Source organism: Microbacterium meiriae (genome assembly GCF_040686935.1).
Taxonomy (GTDB): Bacteria; Actinomycetota; Actinomycetes; order Actinomycetales; family Microbacteriaceae; genus Microbacterium; species Microbacterium meiriae.
The window spans coordinates 384,357-401,280 of sequence record NZ_JBFBMF010000002.1 but is presented as its reverse complement, the minus strand read 5'-3'; the positions used below and the strand labels follow the sequence as shown (position 1 = coordinate 401,280).

Here is a 16,924-nt window from a genome sequence, read left to right as displayed (position 1 = left end):
CACAGTCGCAGGAGCCGTGCTAGAATAAAGGTGCACAGGGCAAGGAGAACCCACCTTTACGGTCAGGCTCCACCCTTGTGCAAGCGGCCTCCAAGCAGAGGGTTAATCACTCTGCCTGGAGGTATTTCTATGCCCACCGACGCACTCGCGCCACGCTGGGGAACGATCGACGACGGCGCTCACGAGTTCAAGGTCTCCCCTGACACCATTCGCCGCATGATCACCCGGGGCGAGATCGAAGCCAAGCGCTTCGGCCCACGACTCATCAGGGTCAACTTGGCCAGCATCGAAGCGGCCGGCCGCCCACTCCAGTACCTCGGGGGTGATGCGGCATGAACCGGCACCCTGGATCAACCGCAACGACCGGGAAACACGAAACGGTCGAAGAACTCATCCGCTACGCAGCGCGCGTCTTTGAAGCCAACAGCGTTGCGTATCCCCCCGCGAAGATGAGCAAGCTCATTCGAGCCATGCACCGGGCCAACGGCAATGTGCGCGGCGTTATCAATATGTATGTAGCGCGTTCGCTCGAGAAGCTGAGTTGGGCCGGATTCGAGCTCTACACCGCAACCGGCGTTGCTGACCCAACCGGCGCAAGGGCAGCTCAGAACGTCGACCGAGAAAGAAGCGCCCGTTGAATGGCGAAAGCCCCGCGAACGGGGCTCTCGGGAATCCTGCTGTGGCGGCTGGATATGCACTCCATTCTACCCCGGATCGCTTCACCGCGCGTCGAATCAGCGAAACAGCTTCGACAACTATCAACGCGTGGGTTACGGCACTGGCGAACGACGAACTATCACTCGCGGCCCTGCCTGCTCCCCTATTTTCGCTATACAACCTCGGCGTGATGGACGGACGCACTCAAATGCAGGGCGAACTCCGTGCTGCCCGACTCGAAGCAGATCGTCTATGGCTCCGCGCATTCGGCGATGAGGAACGCAAGGACTATCTTCTGCAGCGTCTGGACGACGCGGCAGAACTAGCCAATCGCCCGGACGTAGACGACATTCTCGACGAGACCTGGCGCGTATTCCTCGCCAATCTCGACACCATCCGCGAGCCCGTAACACTCGCAACAACTGAAGACCTGGGGGCCACCCATGACGCTGCTTGACAACTCTTTCACCGCCGACTGGCTCATGGACCAGTACTTCCCACCAGTCCGCTACGTTGTGGACGGCATCATCCCAGAGGGGTTCTGCCTGCTTGTGGCACCGCCGAAGTTTGGCAAGTCCTGGCTGGTTCTAGGCCTCGGTCTTGCGGTCTCCTCGGGGGCCCCGGCTCTGGGATGCATCCCGACGGGGAAGGCGCGACCGGTGCTCTACGCGGCGCTTGAGGACGGCCCGCGACGACTGCAATCACGAATCAAGGCGCTTGCACCTGCACAGATCGATGACACCCTGACGTTCATCACGAAGATCGGACGCAACGACATCTTCGAGACGCTGCAGGCGTTCGTGGACAAGTGGAGTGATCACGAACCGGTGGTCATCCTGGACACCCTCGGCAAGGCAATGCCTCCCGCGGTAAGTGGAGAGTCATCGTACGAGCGTGACTACCGAGTCGGCGGCATGCTCAAAGCCATTGCGGACTCGGCACCGGGTGCTGCGATCGTCGTCGTCCACCACACGCGCAAGGCCGACAGCGTTGACTTCCTCGACGCCGTGTCCGGAACACAGGGTCTTGCTGGCTCGGCTGACACCATCGTCGTCCTCTCCCGTGAACGGCTCTCAAAGGACGCCACGCTGCGAGTCACATCACGCGACGCCGCAGAAGGCGAGTACCGGATCTCCCTCGAGGGAGTCGGAACGTGGGTACTCAGCGGCGGAAGCCTCAAGGACGCGGCTGAAGCTGCACAGACCGCACGAGCAACCACAGGTGTAGGTGACCGCATGGGCGAGATCATCGAAGCCCTAGCGCGCTTCCCAGACGGAGTGAAACCCAAGGACATCGCAACCATCACTCACGTCGATCCTGACGACGTGGGCAGGTATCTGAGGCGGGCTGTGGAGGCGGGAAGAGCCGAGCGACTGTCCCGCGGCCTCTACGGACCTGTCCGAAGTGTCCTTGTGTCCGAATCAAACGAACTCCCAATCGGACACGCGGACACTTCGGACACAGATCGGGAGCTGTGATGAAACGACTCTGCCCCGACTGCCTAGCGACCTCACGCGTAATCGAGGTCTCCCCCGGCGTCACCATCCTGCAGATCCAACACGACGCCACATGTCCGTGGCTCAACGAAAGGAGCAGCTGATGGGCGCAGCAGCCCCGAAGCCACTCAACTTCCGAGCACTCAGCAACGCCTGGGACGACCCACTCGCATTCGCCCGCGAATTGAGCCGGTACTACGCACAACTCGAAGCCTCGGGACACAGGCAGCCGACGCGCGACTGGACGACCGCGCTTCGAAAGGAGAAACCAATGAACACCAACGAGGACGACCCCACAACCGGGCTCAGAGACCCAGCCGGCCTCAACAAGACCGAACCAGGACTGTACACACCCGAGGGCATGCAAAAGGTCGCACCAGGCCTCTACGCCGCAAAGGAAAGCCAGTGACCATCCGGGCAGCAGTCCTCTGCGACGAAACCGGATGCGACGCCGTCTACGCCAGCACCGAACGACTCGCACACTACGAACTCATCAGCGAAGCCCACAACGACGGATGGGCATCAACCCTCTCAAACGGACGGTGGCGCAACCACTGCCCCGACCACGACAACAACTAACCAAAGGAGAAACCATGAACATCACATTCCGCGACGGCGAAGGCGTCACCATCCGCGACACCGACAGCGAACACCTCGTCGAAGTTGCCACCCGCATCAAGGAACTTCGCGACTCCAGCAAGGCCTCAGCTAAGGAACACAGCCGTGCCGTACAGAGCATCAACAACGACCCCGGGCTCAGCGACCAGGGCAAGAAGGAACGCATCGCCTCCCTTGAGAGCGACCGTGCCGCACAGCGCAAGACCGCCATCGCGAACGAGAAAGAGATCATCAAGAACAAGATCAGCGAGATCGAGCGACGACTGGACGGATACGTCGGCTACTCGAGCGACAACATCATGGCCTTCCGTGACGCATACGACAAAGCCGAGAGCATCACGAGCCCCGAGAAGGCAGCAACCGTGATGGCCCGAGCACTCCGCACCAACGACACGACACTCGCGCACGCACTCTTCCGTCGAGCAGTCGAGGAGCGATGGGATGACGCACGCAACGCCTTCGCCAACGAGAACCCAACCGTCGCACAGCTCGTCGGCGACATCCAGAAGCTCAACGCACTACACGAGAACAGCTTCAACCGCGCCGTCGCATACATGTAAACATGCGATCGAAGAGGGCTCTGCGCACACGCGTGGAGCCCTCTCGCGTACCCACCCCATCCTCCCCCCTCAGCCTCCCCTGGGTTCGTCTCCGGGGCTTGGGATCCGCTCTCCCCGGCATTTTTTTTCCAAGGATCCCGAGCGTGACTTGGGTGGTGAGGATCTCTATCTCGACGCTTTCGGAGGGCTGATGGCGCAGAACGGACGTAGCGATGCACTTCGAAAGAGGCATCGAGCAAGAATCGCGAAGTCGAAGCCCGCATGTCACATCTGCGGGATGCCGATCGACTATTCGCTCAAGTACCCGGACCCCATGTGCTTCGTCGTGGACCATCTCGTCCCGATCGCGAAGGGGGGTTCCGATGCGCTGGCCAACAAGAAGGCAGCGCATCACCCACGAATGCAACAGCAAGAAGCGAGCCCGCGACTACGCGCCGATCATTCGGCGTAGCGGGGCGCTCGAGTAGAAGGAGATTGATGTGACTAGTGAACAGATTCAGAGTGAGCCGGCTGAGGTGCCGACTCCGGCGGATGTGGCGTCGCGGACTGCGCCTCGGAAGCTGACTCAGGAGCAGATTGACCGAGAAGTGTCCAGGGCGCTGCGTGACGCACAGGCGGGTCTGAAGCCGGCGGATTACGACGAGGTGAAGGCGTCGGCTGAACGGGCTGATGCTCTCAGTCGGAGGATCGCCGAGATGGAGAAGGAGGTTGCGGATACGCGGCTTGAGTCGTTGCGCGTGTCCGTTGCTGCTCGTTTCGGGGTTTCTGACGAGGACAGGGATGTGCTGTTGACGGCTACTGATGAGACGACGTTGGTGATGCAGGCCGAACGGTTGGCGCGTTCGGCAAGGCCGACAGGGCCGCGTGCGCCGCGAGAGGGCAGCACGGTCCAGAAGTACAACAACCGGGCGGATCGCGAGATGCGCGAGTTCGTCAACGCCCTGTTCGACAACGATGTGTCCTGGTGGTTGGAGTAAAGCCGATGACTGATATCAAGATGCTGATTGAGAAGCAGAAGCGTATGGCTGAGGAGTTGGTGGCTGAGGCTGAGGCGTATTACGCGAAGGTTGGGCCGGTTGAGGTTGAGACCGTGTTCGGGGGTCTTGCGGCGACGTTCCGGGTGCCGTTCATGCATCCGACTGAGTTCAGCGAGCTCGCTGACCGGTTTGCGCCTCGCCCGGGTGTGGCGGTGGATATGCCGTTGTGGTTCAACCTGGACGCCGTGGCGAGGAACTATCCGGGGGTGACGCTCGTCGTTGATGGCGAGGTGGATGACCTATTCCGGGTACGGGAGAAGCAGGCGGTGTATGTGTGGCCGGAGCTGTACCCGCAGATGCCGCCGGAGGATCAGAAGGAGTTCCGGATGGCGGTGTGGGGCCTGAACGTGTGGGAGCCGCAGCAGCGGCGCGAGGCACTGTTGGCCCGCAAGAAGGAGGAGGCTGCTGATGCCTGAGCGGGTGGTGAAGGTCCGTCTTTCCGCGGTGGTTTCGGACTATGAGAAGTCGATGCGTGAAGCGGCGAATGCGACCGCGACGGTGGGCACTGAAGCGGAGAAGCTGGCGCAGAAGAAGCAGGCTTTCAATCAGCTAGGGGCGGCTGGGGTGGCGATGGGGGCGGTGTTGTCTGCTGGCCTGGCGGTCGCGGTGAAGGCGTCGATGGATTTCGATGCTCAGATGTCGAACGTGCAGGCCGCGACGCATGAGACCGCGGCGAACATGGACCTGTTGCGGCAGGCGGCTTTGGATGCCGGCGAGTCGACGGTGTTCTCCGCTACGGAGTCGGCTCAGGCGATCGAGGAGCTTGCGAAGGCGGGTGTGTCGACCAAGGACATCCTCGGCGGAGGCCTGGCAGGTGCTCTGGATTTGGCAGCCGCCGGTGGTCTAGATGTTGCGACGGCCGCTGGCATCGCGGCAACTTCGCTGCAGCAGTTCAACCTCGAGGGTTCGGATATGTCGCACGTCGCGGATCTGCTGGCCGCTGGTGCCGGCAAGGCGATGGGTGACGTTACCGATCTGTCGCAGGCGTTGAACCAGTCGGCGCTTGTCGCGAAGCAGACGGGTCTCTCGATTGAAGAGACGACCGCGGGACTGGCAGCGTTCGCGTCGGCCGGTCTGCTCGGTTCTGACGCTGGTACGTCGTTCAAAACCATGTTGCAGGCGCTGAATCCGACGTCTGCTCAGGCCGCAGCTCTGATGGAGAAGTACAACCTGCAGGCCTACGACGCTCAGGGGAACTTCGTCGGCCTGTCGGAGTACGCGGGGCGGCTCAAGGAGGGCCTGTCAGGGTTGTCGACGGAGCAGCAGAACGCGACTCTCAAGACGATCTTCGGTGCCGATGCTGTGCGTGCTGCGACGGTCCTGTACCAGCAAGGCGCTGAGGGCATCGAGAAGTGGACTGATGAGGTCAACGACCAGGGCTACGCGGCCTCCACGGCGGCCATGCGGCTCGATAACCTCAAGGGTGACGTCGAGGCACTCGGGGGAGCTTTTGAGACCGCTCTGATCGATACAGGGTCCACGGCGAATGACACCCTGCGGACGATGGTGCAGGCGCTGACGGGCCTGATCGGCATGTACAACGACCTGCCGGAACCGGTTCAAGCGTCGGTGATGGCTCTGGGTGGAGCTGCGGCTGCTGTGGCCCTTACAGGCGGGGCGGCGTTCCTGGCTGTTCCGAAGTGGCTGGAGTTCAAGGCGACGGTGGAGGCTTCCACCTGGACGATGAAGGGCATTGGTCTGACAGCCGGCGCCGCGGGTCTCGCTCTCGGTGGGTTGTTCCTCATCGTGGGCGAGCTTGCCTCTCAGCATCAGAGGGCGCAAGCGCGCGCTCAGGCGTACGCGGACTCGATCGAGGACGGCACGAACAAGCTGTCCGATGCTGCACGTTCCACCGCGATCGACGAGTTGCAGAAGGGCGGCGAGCTTCTGACGTTCAACTGGCAGTCGGCGTTCGACGCGGCGGAGAAGCTGGGCGTGGGCGCTGATGTGGTCACGGATGCGGCGTTGAAGAACGCGGATGCGATCGACGAGCTCGGCACCTACTACGACGCTCTGAACGGCGACCAGGAGGCGTTCAACCGCATCCAGGAGGAGACCGGGATGAACGCGTATGAGACCCGTGCAGCGCTCGAGGCGATGATCGGCGGCATTCAGAAGCAGAACGGTGCAATCGATGAAGCCATCCGGTTGAAGGGGCAAGAGGCGGAGGCAACTTCGACGTCACAGGCACAATCTGAGACCGCCGCAGATACATACCTTGCGCAGGTCGACGCGGTGGAAGCACTCGAGAGCCAGTTGACTCAGTTGATCGACACGATCAACGCCGCGAACGGTGTCGGGCAGGATGCGGTCACTTCGAATATCCGCTACCAGGAAACGCTTGCAACGGTCAACGAGGCGATCGCGAACGGCGCCTATGGGCTGAATACCGCTACTGAGGCTGGTCGGGCGAACATGGACATGCTTGTTGGTCTTGCATCCGATTCGCAAGCTGCTGCGGCTGCTCAGTTCGAGTTGGATGGCTCGACTAAGGGTTACACGGATCGTATGCGTGCGGGCCGTGATGCGTTGATCAACTCTGCCATGCAGATGGGTGCAACCAGGGATCAAGCGGTGGCGCTCGCGGACAAGATCTATGCGATTCCGACTGAGCGGCAGATCAAGGTTCTGGCGGACACGTCGCAGGCTCATGCGAACTTGAACGGGATTCTTGGTCGGTTGAATGAGGCGGTTCGTACGCACTTCAACATTCCGGTGTCGACGGTTGGTGTCGGGACTGTCTTGAAGGCGCCTGGGATGTCGTCGGGTGGTCCGGTTCGTGGTCGTGGCCCTAAGGGCAAAGACTCTGAACTGCGGTTGCTGGCTCCTGGCGAGCACGTCATCCCTGCGGATGAAGTCGATGCGGCCGGCGGTCACTCGGCGATCGAGAAGTGGCGCGGTGCCCTTGCTGCTGCGGGGAATAGTCAGTCTCAGCAGGAAACCACCTGGGTTTCCTCGCAAACGCCCTTCGTCGTCCAAGCGGCAGCACCTCAACCGTTGTCGCTTGAGGGCATGTCGATCTCGGGAACGTTGGAGATCGGTGGGGATGGTCTCGCGCGGATCATCGATGGCCGTATTGATTCGTACGATGCCGCGTCGAAGACGTGGATTCGTGGTGGCGCCCGACTCTGAGCCCACCTTTTCGGGGCCCGTGTCAGATGTCGGTGACACGGGCCCTTCTCATCTTTCCCGACATGGTTGATTGGAGTTTCATATGACCGCAAGACTTGTAGCTGTGGATGACTCGGACTACCGCTTCCCTGACCCCGTTCGTCAGGGAATCGCGGCGGACGTCGGGAATTCGGCCACCGAGCTGGGTTCAGCCCTGCTGGAGAACTTCGCATCTCGAGGGAGCCTGCCCGTGAACCTGCTCGACTACGCAACCGCGGACGCGACCGACCAGACCGCGCACGTGCAAGCTGCCATCGACGCCGTGCCGACGGGTGGGACTCTCACCGTTCCCGCCGGCGTCGTGTTCCGCGTAGACGGCGAGCTCGTCGTCTCCAAGGCCATGACGATCTCTTCGCCCGGTCGCGGCGGGTTCTACTCGCAGATCGCTGGGACGACGGCGCAGCGCATGCTGCGGATCACGTCAGGCGATACACACCTGCGCGGCCTGCTCCTCACCGGCCCCCAGAGGACTTCCGTCGCAGACCAATACGGCGTGCACATCACGGGGGCCTCCTCCACCGCCCAGATCGAATCAGTCACCGTAGTGGGCTGCGAACTGACGAACTTCGCCTACGCGGGAGTGTTCGCACAGCACGTCAAGCGCATCAAGATCGACGGCAACCGCATCCACGACATCGCCTACGCAGGGATCATGGTTGCGTCGTGCATCGACGGCTCGATCGACAGTAACGATGTGTGGAACATCACTCAGGCGGGGTATGTGAACTCCTACGGGATCACAGCGTCGCGCACCCCGGGCTCCCTGATCGACTCTCCGCGCTCAACCGGACTCAGCATCAGCTCCAACCGGGTCACCGGTGTGCCTCTCTGGGCCGGTATCGATACACACGGCGGTCAGGGGCTACTGATCTCGAAGAACATCATTCGCGACACGGGAACGGGCATCTCGCTGGTGTCTGCTCAGAACGCGGCGATGGCGTACGTGTTCGCACCCCTGGACATGGAAATCGCAGACAACTTGATCGACTCCAACGTGACGAACGGCACACGGGGTGCGGGTATCAACTTGAGCGGAAACGCCACCCAGCAAGCGTCGGGGAAGATCCACGGCAACACGGTGCGTGGTCATGGTTCGCAGGCCGCCGGTGCCGGCGCCGGGATCTACCTCGAGAACACGCTAGGCGCTGTGGTGACCGCGAATACGGTCATCGAGCCCGCACCGAGCGGGATCAACGCTTACACAAACAACGTGGGGTTCGTGATCTCCCACAACATCGTCGTCGACCAGTGGTCCAACAGCGTCAACACGAAGGCCGTGAACTGTCAGCTCGGTTCAAACTCCGGGTACGTCGGGGAAAACACTGCGCTCACCAACGGGCGCACCGCCACGTACACGGCGGCTAACGGGTTCGGGGTCTTCGTGGCGAACCAGACCAACAACGCGATCATGCTTGGAGCCAACCGGATGGCCGCCACCGTGACGGCACTGTATGACCCGGGAGCTAAGAGCGGTATCGGCTTCCTGGGAGCTCCGGCCGCAGCCAAGGCGGCCTCGCCGGGGACCGCGACTGGTACGGACGCCGCAGTGATCAATGCGGTTTCCGCGGCTCTGAGGAACTACGGGCTGATCACCTGACACAGGCCTCACCGGAAACGGCCTCTTGCTAACTCCGACAGTGGGCGCGAGGCCGTTTCCAACGGCTACCTCCAAAGGTGAAGCAGTTACTCCTTGGAGCGGTGTCGGCGTTCGAGGCCCTGGATACGCAAGTCCATGGCTGCGATGATTCGGGCTTGTGCCTCCGCCAGGGCTAGAAGCGTGTCAACGATGTCGGACATGTTCGCGTTCTCCGGGTCCGCATGCCACTGGATAGCAAGGGCCTGCACCTGATCAGACGTCGCAAGCAACCAGCGGTTCGCGGAGTCGGGAAGATTCGGGTCGTCGAGTTCCACGCTCAAAACCGTAACCCCGAAAGAGCACCCGAGTGAAGGGACGTCTCAGACAACCCCAGGAAGGTGCTCTACCGGCCCAGTGACCGCGGGTTCAGGCACAAGGTACAAGCCAGTGGGCGCGTTGGCCGTGTAGGCGAGAGCTTCAACCCACGCGCGATTGATAGCAGGCTGGCGACTGCCCGCGTACTTGAACACAAGAGACGAACCTGCGTGCACCCACACCGTGGTTCGGCCGCCGCCCACACTGGCATCTTCCTTCCAAGAGAAGGGGAAGGGCTCGCCGCGGCGGAGCTTCGCGGTCATAACGAGTTGGATGTGTGTCAGAGCGCGGTCTTCAATCTCGGTCTTGGGTCCACCGTCATAGATGAACTTGCCCATCGTGGGCTCCTCTCTCGGTCATAGGAACTTGCGCCGGAAGCGCGCTCAAGCGAACCGCTTGGTGGCGCATACCTCCACCGTGGCACTCTCTCCCGCAGTTAGGGACCCCACCTTTGTCCTTGAAACCCTCGAGCCCGTCGGGCACGAGCTCAACACCCGTCCACGCAAGACGCTCGACTGCGACACGCCAGCTAAACGCCTCGCGCAGCTAGTCGCTCCCTGAGACTGAGAGAACTACGAATACGTCAGACCAAAGAAAGTGGACCCCAGCATGAGCGCCACCACGGCGACAATGGCGCTGACGGCCCTCACTCCGACAGGACCGCGCCGGACAGCAACAACACCAGATGAAAGAGCCGCGATCATTGTCGCGAAGCTGACGTAGCGAATCGTCACGTCCGGCAATCCCAACGCTGTCGCCAGACCCGCGAACACCAACAGCCCCACGGCGACGCCAGCAACAACCAGCCGACTCACGGAGCCTCGCGCTCTTGACACGAGAACTGCCTGATCTCCCGAAGTGCTCATCGAATCGCCCCTGACTTCCCCCTTAGAACATACGAGGCTAGGCTCTCACCTCGACGGTGCTGTTGCAACGACTCCTTGAATTCGCCGTCCAGGCGCTCACCGTCCGTCGCCGTCAAAAACAGCCTTATCCGTGGTGATGTACAGCGGCAACGCAGCAGCCTGGCCATGTCCGAGACGTTCCGGTGTCGACGGGTCTGGGAGTGACCGGCGATGCTGCCCCAAAACGATCCACGGTTCCAAGTCGGGGAGTGCCCTCAGGGCCGTGCAGAGCGTGGCTGTATACCTTCCCTCGAAGTATCCAACCCATGTGCCCACAGCCTCCGCGAGCACATCTGTACGATCACCCGCGGTCGCCCTGAGCTCTTCCAACACGGGCGCCGGGTCAGTCGTGTACCTATTGCGTGAACAGATCGCATCCAGAGCGATACTGAGCTTCGTCGCAGGAGACAAGCCTCGTGACTGCATGCCGGATCATCCTTTCTCCGGCCGAGACTTGGTCGAGCCTATCCCACAGCAGCGACAGCGGCGCTTCAGTGGGATCCCCCAACGTCTGGCATCTGCCGTTCATCGGTGCCCACGTATTCGTAGACGGGCATCCCGTCCTGTTGCCGGCCCTGATAGTGATAGACCTCGCGCCTGGAAGGACCGAGAACGCGATACAGCGGGACTGCTGGGTCGACCTTATCGATCGCTCGGTGGTAGGTGCCCCCGGGTCCCACCATGACGATCTTCACTTCGTCGCTCCACTCGAAGAGGACATCGGTGTCATACATGGGTCCCGCCCCGGAGACGTAGGGCGCTGCGACCTGCCCCGAAGCGGGCGCCCCCAGCAGCAGCGGCCTCCACGCGCCCTCGTGCCACACGAGCGTCACCAACGCCTTCGGAGGGAGGGCCTGAGCATAGACCTTCGAGCCCTCGTCTTCGACCAGACTTACGTAGACCACGCCCGGATCATCCTTATGCCGGCGAGTCCGGCTCCCGATCGCGAGGTCGGCGACGAAGGCGGCCGCATCGCTGAAGTCTCCCCACGACCCGGGTACTCGAATCAAGTCGTTCAGCTCGGAGACAGGCAAAGGGGTCTGCCTCAGGAGCCGGACCAGTTGAGCTACTACCGCCGCTGGATGCCCCTCAGGGAGCGCATAGTGCGCCAGTTCAGCGTCATCGGCTTCGGTCCATGAATCGCTCATAGAGAGACCGTAGTAGACGACACCGACACTCGACAGTCTGAGTTGAGTGAAATGTTGCGGGACATAGAGTTCCTACCGGCTCTTCTGTAGTCAAGGCTCAGGGAACTTACCCGCCGCCAGGGTTCGTGCTTTCGCCACCTCATCGAGGCACCGGGATGGGCGTGAATCCGGCCTGAGGCGATCCGATCTGGAGCTTCACGAGCTGCTCCCCTTCGCGGAAGGCATTCCAGGTGCGGAACAGGTAGAAGAGCGCCTGCCCGGGAACGATACGTCGCGATGCGCCGGCTTGTAGATCATTTGACACTCGCCGTGAAAGTGTGAGGAAGGGGTCTCCGGGACCGTTCTGAATACCGTCACGGATGCGGTTGAAGAACTCGGCCGTGTCGTCGACGTCGAGCTTTGAGAACTCGAGGAACGCGACCCCGAGAGCGCTGACGGGCAAGCGGAGGTAGCGGTACATACCGCGCGCGTGGCGGGCCGCGAATTCGATGTCCGGGATCGCGAGCACGGCCTCTGCGAGCTCCGATTTGGTGATGCCCGAACTGCCGCCCAGGTTGGAAGCGGCGTGCTTCACGTCGCCGGCCTGATAGGCCGCGTAGAGACGCGCGATCGCCCCGACATCCTTAGCATCCGCCCGATCTGCAAGGCCAGTGATGACGAGCATGTCCCCCGCGTTCCGAGACGAACCTGAGTCCAGTACGATGAGGGCATCCTCGCTGAGTCCCCGGACCACGAGCACCCATGCTCCCTTGCCCGCTGCGACGATCGCCTGGCACCGGTTCTGGCCGTCGACCAGCCGCCCTGCGGTGTCGAACTTGATCGCTTCCCCGGTGATGACCCATCGGTCACTCTGGATGTCTCGCACGTAGCCGTTGATGCGGCTCTTGCGAACATTGCGGTTGTTGTCGATGTTCAGCGCGAGCCAGCTCACCGCGAGCTCTGGCGTCACGAACACGTACTCGGCTGTCTCTCCGCTCGGACCGTGAGCAACGGTCGGCGCTTTGTTCTGCATGGTCTGCCCCTGTCTGGGCGGAGCATCGTATGTCTCCACCGTCGAGACACAGTTGTAACCAAGAAGTTTTCGGGCCGCACTATTGCCGGATCATGTTGCCCAGATGTTGCCCGGGCCTCCCAGCGCAACAAAAAACCCCCGGAAAACCGGGGGTTTCGTGGTGCGCGATACTGGGATCGAACCAGTGACCTCTTCCGTGTCAGGGAAGCGCGCTACCGCTGCGCCAATCGCGCCCGTTGGGGCTATTCAGTTTTCCCGTGAGGTGGCGACGGGATTCGAACCCGTGTAAACGGCTTTGCAGGCCGGTGCCTAGCCGCTCGGCCACGCCACCGTGTGGATTGACCCCACGTGCCGCCGATCTTCGAGAAGATCTACTGCACTCGAGCGGATGACGAGACTCGAACTCGCGACCCCAACCTTGGCAAGGTTGTGCGCTACCAACTGCGCTACATCCGCATTTCGTTCCCGGTTGTCCCGGGCACTTATGAAACATTAGCCGATGATCGGCGCTCCGCCAAACCCGCAGCGAATCTCGCGCGTGTCTCCCGGACTGGTCATCGGAGCGCCTGACGGTCGGGTAGTATCGGTTGACGTACCCCACGGGTATGGGCGATTGGCGCAGTTGGTAGCGCGCTTCCTTCACACGGAAGAGGTCATCGGTTCGAGTCCGGTATCGCCCACCGAATCCCCTCCGAAGGCCCCGGTCATCCGGGGCCTTCGGCGTTTCCGCCCGTCACAGGATCCTGCCGTCTCCCGGGCGGGAGACCCGCAGCCACCGGTAGCCGTAGGCCGGAAGCTCCAACTCCACCTCTCCGTCGTCGTCGAGGGGCACACGCCGCGCGTCGAGGAGGTCGACCAAATTCGTGCCCGCGGGCTCCTCCCCCAGGCGGAACCGCGTCGTCGCCGGACGTTCCGCGAAGTTGTGCACGGCGATCGTGCGCCCGACGTCGGCCTCCAGGGAGTGCACCAGCAGGGCGTCCTGCGGCTGCTCGATGACGGTGAACGACCCCCACCCGAGCTCGGGCGACACCCGGTAGAGCGCGGTCAGTTCGCGGAGGAAGTGCAGCAGCGAGCCGTGGTCCTCGAGCTGGGCGGCGGCATTCACGTGCGTGGGCGCATACCCGTCGGTCGGCGGCGGCGCGACCAGCCGGGAAGGGCGCGCGTCGGAGAAGCCCCCGTTGCGATCCGCCGACCACTGCATCGGCGTACGCACGGCCTGCCGCCCCTCGACGGCGATGTTCTCGCCCATCCCGATCTCCTCGCCGTAGAAGAGAACGGGGGTGCCGGGGAGCGTGAAGAGCAGGCTGTACGCCATCCGGATCCTCCGCGGGTCGCCTTCCAGCATCGGCGGCAGGCGCCGCGTGATCCCGCGGCCGAACACGCGCTGCCGCTCGTCCGGCGCGAACGCCTCGAAGACCTCCTGACGCTCGGCGTCGGTCAGCTTGTCGAGGGTGAGCTCATCGTGGTTCCGGAGGAAGTTCGCCCATTGCACCTCCGGTCCGAGGACCGGGCGCGCGGTGAGTGCGGCGACGAGCGGCGCGGGATCACGACGGGCGAGGGACAGATACAGCGACTGCATCGCCACGAAGTCGAACTGCATGGTCAGCTCGTCGCCGTCGGTGCCCCCGAAGTACGCGCGCTGCTCCTCGTACGGCAGATTGACCTCGCCGAGCAGGATCGCCTCGCTGGAACGACGCTGCAGGAAACGCCGCATGTCGCGCAGCAGCTCGTGCGGATCGGGGATGTCCGCCGTCTTCGGAACCTCGAGGAGGAACGGCACGGCATCCACCCGGAAGCCCGAGACGCCGAGCTGCAGCCAGAACCCGATGACCTTCGCGATCTCGTCCCGGACCACGGGGTTGGCGATGTTGAGGTCGGGTTGGTGCTCGTAGAAGCTGTGCTGGTACCACTGCCCGGACTTCTCATCCTTCGTCCAGATCCCGTCGGCCTGCCCGGGGAAGACCGTGTTCTTCTGTCCCTTCGGAGGCGCGTCGTCGCGCCACACGTAGTAGTCGCGATAGGGCGAGTCGACGCTGCGGAGCGCCGCGCGGAACCACGGATGACGGTCCGAGGTGTGATTGACGACGAGGTCGACGATCACGCGGATGCCGCGGTCACGGGCCGTGCGGATCACCTCCACGAGGTCGCCGTGGGTGCCGAGACGCGGGTCCACGCCGTAGAAGTCGCTGACGTCGTACCCGTCGTCAAGATCCGGCGAGGGATAGAACGGCATGAGCCACAGGCACGTCACGCCGAGCTGTGACAGGTAGTCGATCCGCTGCGCGAGACCGCGGAGGTCGCCGACACCGTCGCCGTCCGAGTCCAGGAAGGTCTCCACATCGAGGCAGTAGACGACGGCCGTCTTCCACCAGAGGTCGCTCGTATCGGTGATCTTCATGTGCGCTCCCTCAGGGCGGGCAGGATCTCGGCGGCGGCCGACTTCAGGAACCGGGTCTGCTCCCGTCCGACGTGATGCAGGTAGATCCGGTCGAAGCCGATGTCGACGAGCTCCGTCAACCGTCCCGCGAGCGACCGGGCGTCGTGGTCGACGAGGACGGCCGCGCGCAGCCTTGCTTCATCGACCTCGCCCACCGCGGCGTCGAAATCCTCCGGCTGCTCGATGTTCCACGCGAGCGGCGGAGTGATCACGCCCTGCCGCCACTGCTCCTTCGCGATCGCGTACGCCTCGGCGTCGTCCTCGCCCCAGCTCACGTGCGTCTGCAGGATGCACGGCCCTTCTCCCCCGGCCGAGCGGTAGGCCTCCACCACCCTCCGCAGCGCGGACGGCTCCTGGGCGACGGTCGCGAGGCCGTCCGCCCAGCCGGCCGCCCACTCCGCCGTCTCCGGACTGACGGCGGTGGCGAAGAGCGGCGGCGGCTGCGCCGGCCGGGTCCAGACGCGGGCGCGGTGCACGCGCACGAGACCGTCGTGATCGACCTCCTCGCCGGCGAGCAGCCGTCGGATCACATCCACGCTCTCGTGCAGCCGCGCGTTGCGGACGTCCTTGGCCGGCCAGACGTCGCCGGTCACGTGCTCGTTCATCGCCTCGCCGCTGCCGAGCGCGGCCCAGAACCGTCCGGGGAACATCTCCTCCAGCGTTCCGAAGGCCTGCGCGACGATCGCGGGGTGGTACCGCTGTCCTGGCGCGTTGACCATGCCGATGGGGAATCTCGTGCGGGCCAGCGCCGCGGCGATCCAGCTGAACGCGAATCCCGACTCCCCCTGATCGGGGAGCCACGGGGCCAGGTGGTCGGAGCACATCGCCCCGTCGAAGCCGGCCCACTCCGCGCTGACGACCGCGTCCAGCAGCGCGCTGGGTGGGATCTGCTCATGGGAGGCGTGGAATCCGATGAAGACCATAGGCCGAGTCTGGCAAGGGACGACGTCCGGCGGCAGTGGTTGACAGGAGCGCCGGGTGCTGCCAGGGCCGGCGTCAGCGCTACTCCCCCATCGCACCGCCGAGACGCGGTCCCGTCGGGGTGAAATCGATCCGACGCACATGCATCGACCGCCGCGCGCGGGCCGCGTCCCACGAGTGGAAGACGATCACATCACCGCCGTCCGGCGCTGTCGTCAGCGAGTTGTGACCGGGCCCGACCAGCACCCCGTCGCTTGCCAGGAGTGGAGGGGTCGTGTCCGGAGCGGGTTCCCAGGGTCCCAGCGGATGATCTGCCACCGCCCATGTCACCGCGTACCCCGGCCCCGTCCAGGCGCCCGCCGAGAAGGTCATCCAGTACCGGCCGTGGCGACGAACGACCGAGGGCCCCTCCAGCGTGTGCCAATCCCAGGAACGGCCGTACATCGACCGATTACGCTCGTAGATCTGCGCATCCGACCACGGCGCGAGCACCCGGACCGGCGGCGCGGCGAACCGCTGCATCCCATCCATCTCGGCGACGGCCAGGTGCGTGCCCGGACGCTCGGCGTCGAGGACGTCCCTGGCGAAGTACAGGTACCGCGTCCCGTCGGCATCCTGGAACGGGTGGGCGTCGATGGCGAACCGTTCCTCCGGTGTCAGTACGGTGCCGGTGTCGATGTAAGGGCCGAACGCGGCGGGGCTGCGCGCCACGCGAAGGTGATGACCGTGGATGTCCCGGCCGACGGAGTAGTACATCCACCACTCACCGTCGGCCTCGATGATCTCCGGCGCCCAGTAGGCCTCCCCGAGCCCGGGATCGACGCGCTCCAGCGCACGCCCGCGCGCCCGCCATCGACGCAGGTCGTCCGATTCGAGCATCGGGAACACCCTGCCACCCTCCGGCGCCTCCTCCTCCGTCCCGACGGCCACGTACCGCCCGTCTGCGCGCCGGTGGACGAAGGGGTCGGCGAAGTACTCCGCCCAGACCGGCCCGGGTTCTCCGGATGCCAC

At 63.7% G+C, this 16,924-nt stretch carries 18 protein-coding genes and 4 tRNA genes; 11 read left to right on the top strand and 11 right to left on the bottom strand.

The genetic code is table 11. From position 1 onward, the window contains the following. Positions 1–129 precede the first annotated feature (129 nt). The 10 genes from AB0P08_RS07315 to AB0P08_RS07270 all read left to right on the top strand — a co-directional run bounded on the left by AB0P08_RS07315 (position 130) and on the right by AB0P08_RS07270 (position 9,136). Positions 130–336, top strand: a complete 207-nt coding sequence (locus tag AB0P08_RS07315; protein WP_288873044.1) for a helix-turn-helix domain-containing protein — start codon at positions 130–132, stop codon at positions 334–336. After that, on the top strand, positions 333–638 hold the full coding sequence (locus AB0P08_RS07310; protein ID WP_363589074.1) for a hypothetical protein: 306 nt from the start codon (positions 333–335) through the stop codon (positions 636–638). The genes AB0P08_RS07315 and AB0P08_RS07310 overlap by 4 nt, the downstream gene beginning before the upstream one ends. Positions 639–679: 41 nt before the next feature. Continuing rightward, positions 680–1,114 carry a hypothetical protein gene (locus AB0P08_RS07305; protein ID WP_363589072.1) on the top strand — a complete coding sequence of 145 codons (435 nt, stop codon included), beginning with the start codon at positions 680–682 and terminating at the stop codon, positions 1,112–1,114. Beyond that, positions 1,101–2,135 (top strand): AAA family ATPase, encoded by a 1,035-nt coding sequence (locus AB0P08_RS07300; protein WP_363589070.1) that lies wholly within the window; start codon positions 1,101–1,103, stop codon positions 2,133–2,135. The genes AB0P08_RS07305 and AB0P08_RS07300 overlap by 14 nt, the downstream gene beginning before the upstream one ends. Positions 2,136–2,256: 121 nt before the next feature. Beyond that, entirely contained in the window at positions 2,257–2,562 is a 306-nt protein-coding gene (locus AB0P08_RS07295) for a hypothetical protein (RefSeq protein ID WP_363589068.1), read from the top strand. Positions 2,563–2,746: 184 nt separating this feature from the next. Further along, positions 2,747–3,331 (top strand): hypothetical protein, encoded by a 585-nt coding sequence (locus AB0P08_RS07290; RefSeq protein WP_363589066.1) that lies wholly within the window; start codon positions 2,747–2,749, stop codon positions 3,329–3,331. Positions 3,332–3,810: 479 nt separating this feature from the next. Further along, positions 3,811–4,308, top strand: a complete 498-nt coding sequence (locus tag AB0P08_RS07285; protein ID WP_363589064.1) for a hypothetical protein — start codon at positions 3,811–3,813, stop codon at positions 4,306–4,308. A gap of 5 nt (positions 4,309–4,313) precedes the next feature. After that, positions 4,314–4,784: a hypothetical protein gene (locus tag AB0P08_RS07280; protein ID WP_363589062.1), complete on the top strand. Its 471-nt coding sequence runs from the start codon at positions 4,314–4,316 to the stop codon at positions 4,782–4,784. Further along, on the top strand, positions 4,777–7,500 hold the full coding sequence (locus tag AB0P08_RS07275; RefSeq protein ID WP_363589060.1) for a phage tail tape measure protein: 2,724 nt from the start codon (positions 4,777–4,779) through the stop codon (positions 7,498–7,500). The genes AB0P08_RS07280 and AB0P08_RS07275 overlap by 8 nt, the downstream gene beginning before the upstream one ends. A 103-nt stretch (positions 7,501–7,603) precedes the next feature. After that, positions 7,604–9,136, top strand: a complete 1,533-nt coding sequence (locus AB0P08_RS07270) for a right-handed parallel beta-helix repeat-containing protein (RefSeq protein WP_363589058.1) — start codon at positions 7,604–7,606, stop codon at positions 9,134–9,136. 86 nt (positions 9,137–9,222) lie between these two features. Here AB0P08_RS07270 and AB0P08_RS07265 read toward each other — a convergent pair whose 3' ends face one another. From AB0P08_RS07265 to AB0P08_RS07230, 8 genes are all read right to left on the bottom strand, one after another. After that, the gene (locus AB0P08_RS07265; RefSeq protein WP_363589056.1) at positions 9,223–9,450 is read right to left on the bottom strand and encodes a hypothetical protein; all 228 of its coding nucleotides are present in this window, start codon (positions 9,448–9,450) and stop codon (positions 9,223–9,225) included. A gap of 45 nt (positions 9,451–9,495) precedes the next feature. Further along, a complete protein-coding gene (locus tag AB0P08_RS07260; RefSeq protein WP_363589054.1) occupies positions 9,496–9,828 on the bottom strand; it encodes a DUF7882 family protein in 333 nt (110 codons plus the stop codon). A gap of 234 nt (positions 9,829–10,062) precedes the next feature. Beyond that, positions 10,063–10,305 (bottom strand): hypothetical protein, encoded by a 243-nt coding sequence (locus AB0P08_RS07255; protein ID WP_363589052.1) that lies wholly within the window; start codon positions 10,303–10,305, stop codon positions 10,063–10,065. Between the two features lie 581 nt (positions 10,306–10,886). After that, positions 10,887–11,543 carry a hypothetical protein gene (locus AB0P08_RS07250; RefSeq protein ID WP_363589050.1) on the bottom strand — a complete coding sequence of 219 codons (657 nt, stop codon included), beginning with the start codon at positions 11,541–11,543 and terminating at the stop codon, positions 10,887–10,889. Between the two features lie 139 nt (positions 11,544–11,682). Further along, the gene (locus tag AB0P08_RS07245) at positions 11,683–12,555 is read right to left on the bottom strand and encodes a hypothetical protein (protein ID WP_363589048.1); all 873 of its coding nucleotides are present in this window, start codon (positions 12,553–12,555) and stop codon (positions 11,683–11,685) included. A gap of 158 nt (positions 12,556–12,713) precedes the next feature. Continuing rightward, positions 12,714–12,788: transfer RNA gene (locus AB0P08_RS07240), tRNA-Val, on the bottom strand. Between the two features lie 27 nt (positions 12,789–12,815). Further along, positions 12,816–12,886 (bottom strand) — tRNA-Cys (locus AB0P08_RS07235). 52 nt (positions 12,887–12,938) lie between these two features. After that, positions 12,939–13,011 (bottom strand) — tRNA-Gly (locus AB0P08_RS07230). Between the two features lie 151 nt (positions 13,012–13,162). On the opposite strand from AB0P08_RS07230, the gene AB0P08_RS07225 reads away from it, so the two are divergent. Continuing rightward, positions 13,163–13,235: transfer RNA gene (locus tag AB0P08_RS07225), tRNA-Val, on the top strand. A 53-nt stretch (positions 13,236–13,288) separates the two neighbouring features. Here the strand turns inward: AB0P08_RS07225 and AB0P08_RS07220 are convergent. From AB0P08_RS07220 to AB0P08_RS07210, 3 genes are all read right to left on the bottom strand, one after another. Then, positions 13,289–14,953 carry an alpha-amylase family protein gene (locus AB0P08_RS07220; protein WP_363589046.1) on the bottom strand — a complete coding sequence of 555 codons (1,665 nt, stop codon included), beginning with the start codon at positions 14,951–14,953 and terminating at the stop codon, positions 13,289–13,291. Next, a complete protein-coding gene (locus AB0P08_RS07215; RefSeq protein ID WP_363589044.1) occupies positions 14,950–15,915 on the bottom strand; it encodes a TIGR03885 family FMN-dependent LLM class oxidoreductase in 966 nt (321 codons plus the stop codon). Before AB0P08_RS07215 ends, AB0P08_RS07220 begins: the two co-directional genes overlap by 4 nt. 79 nt (positions 15,916–15,994) lie before the next feature. Beyond that, positions 15,995–16,924, bottom strand: a complete 930-nt coding sequence (locus tag AB0P08_RS07210; RefSeq protein WP_363589042.1) for a glycoside hydrolase family 43 protein — start codon at positions 16,922–16,924, stop codon at positions 15,995–15,997.

Coding starts and splice junctions, on each gene's coding strand:
- AB0P08_RS07315 (WP_288873044.1), top strand. CDS start 130: ATGCCCACCGACGCACTCGCGCCACGCTGGGGAACGATCGACGACGGC.
- AB0P08_RS07310 (WP_363589074.1), top strand. CDS start 333: ATGAACCGGCACCCTGGATCAACCGCAACGACCGGGAAACACGAAACG.
- AB0P08_RS07300 (WP_363589070.1), top strand. CDS start 1,101: ATGACGCTGCTTGACAACTCTTTCACCGCCGACTGGCTCATGGACCAG.
- AB0P08_RS07295 (WP_363589068.1), top strand. CDS start 2,257: ATGGGCGCAGCAGCCCCGAAGCCACTCAACTTCCGAGCACTCAGCAAC.
- AB0P08_RS07290 (WP_363589066.1), top strand. CDS start 2,747: ATGAACATCACATTCCGCGACGGCGAAGGCGTCACCATCCGCGACACC.
- AB0P08_RS07280 (WP_363589062.1), top strand. CDS start 4,314: ATGACTGATATCAAGATGCTGATTGAGAAGCAGAAGCGTATGGCTGAG.
- AB0P08_RS07275 (WP_363589060.1), top strand. CDS start 4,777: ATGCCTGAGCGGGTGGTGAAGGTCCGTCTTTCCGCGGTGGTTTCGGAC.
- AB0P08_RS07260 (WP_363589054.1), bottom strand. CDS start 9,828: ATGGGCAAGTTCATCTATGACGGTGGACCCAAGACCGAGATTGAAGAC.
- AB0P08_RS07250 (WP_363589050.1), bottom strand. CDS start 11,543: ATGAGCGATTCATGGACCGAAGCCGATGACGCTGAACTGGCGCACTAT.
- AB0P08_RS07245 (WP_363589048.1), bottom strand. CDS start 12,555: ATGCAGAACAAAGCGCCGACCGTTGCTCACGGTCCGAGCGGAGAGACA.
- AB0P08_RS07220 (WP_363589046.1), bottom strand. CDS start 14,953: ATGAAGATCACCGATACGAGCGACCTCTGGTGGAAGACGGCCGTCGTC.
- AB0P08_RS07215 (WP_363589044.1), bottom strand. CDS start 15,915: ATGGTCTTCATCGGATTCCACGCCTCCCATGAGCAGATCCCACCCAGC.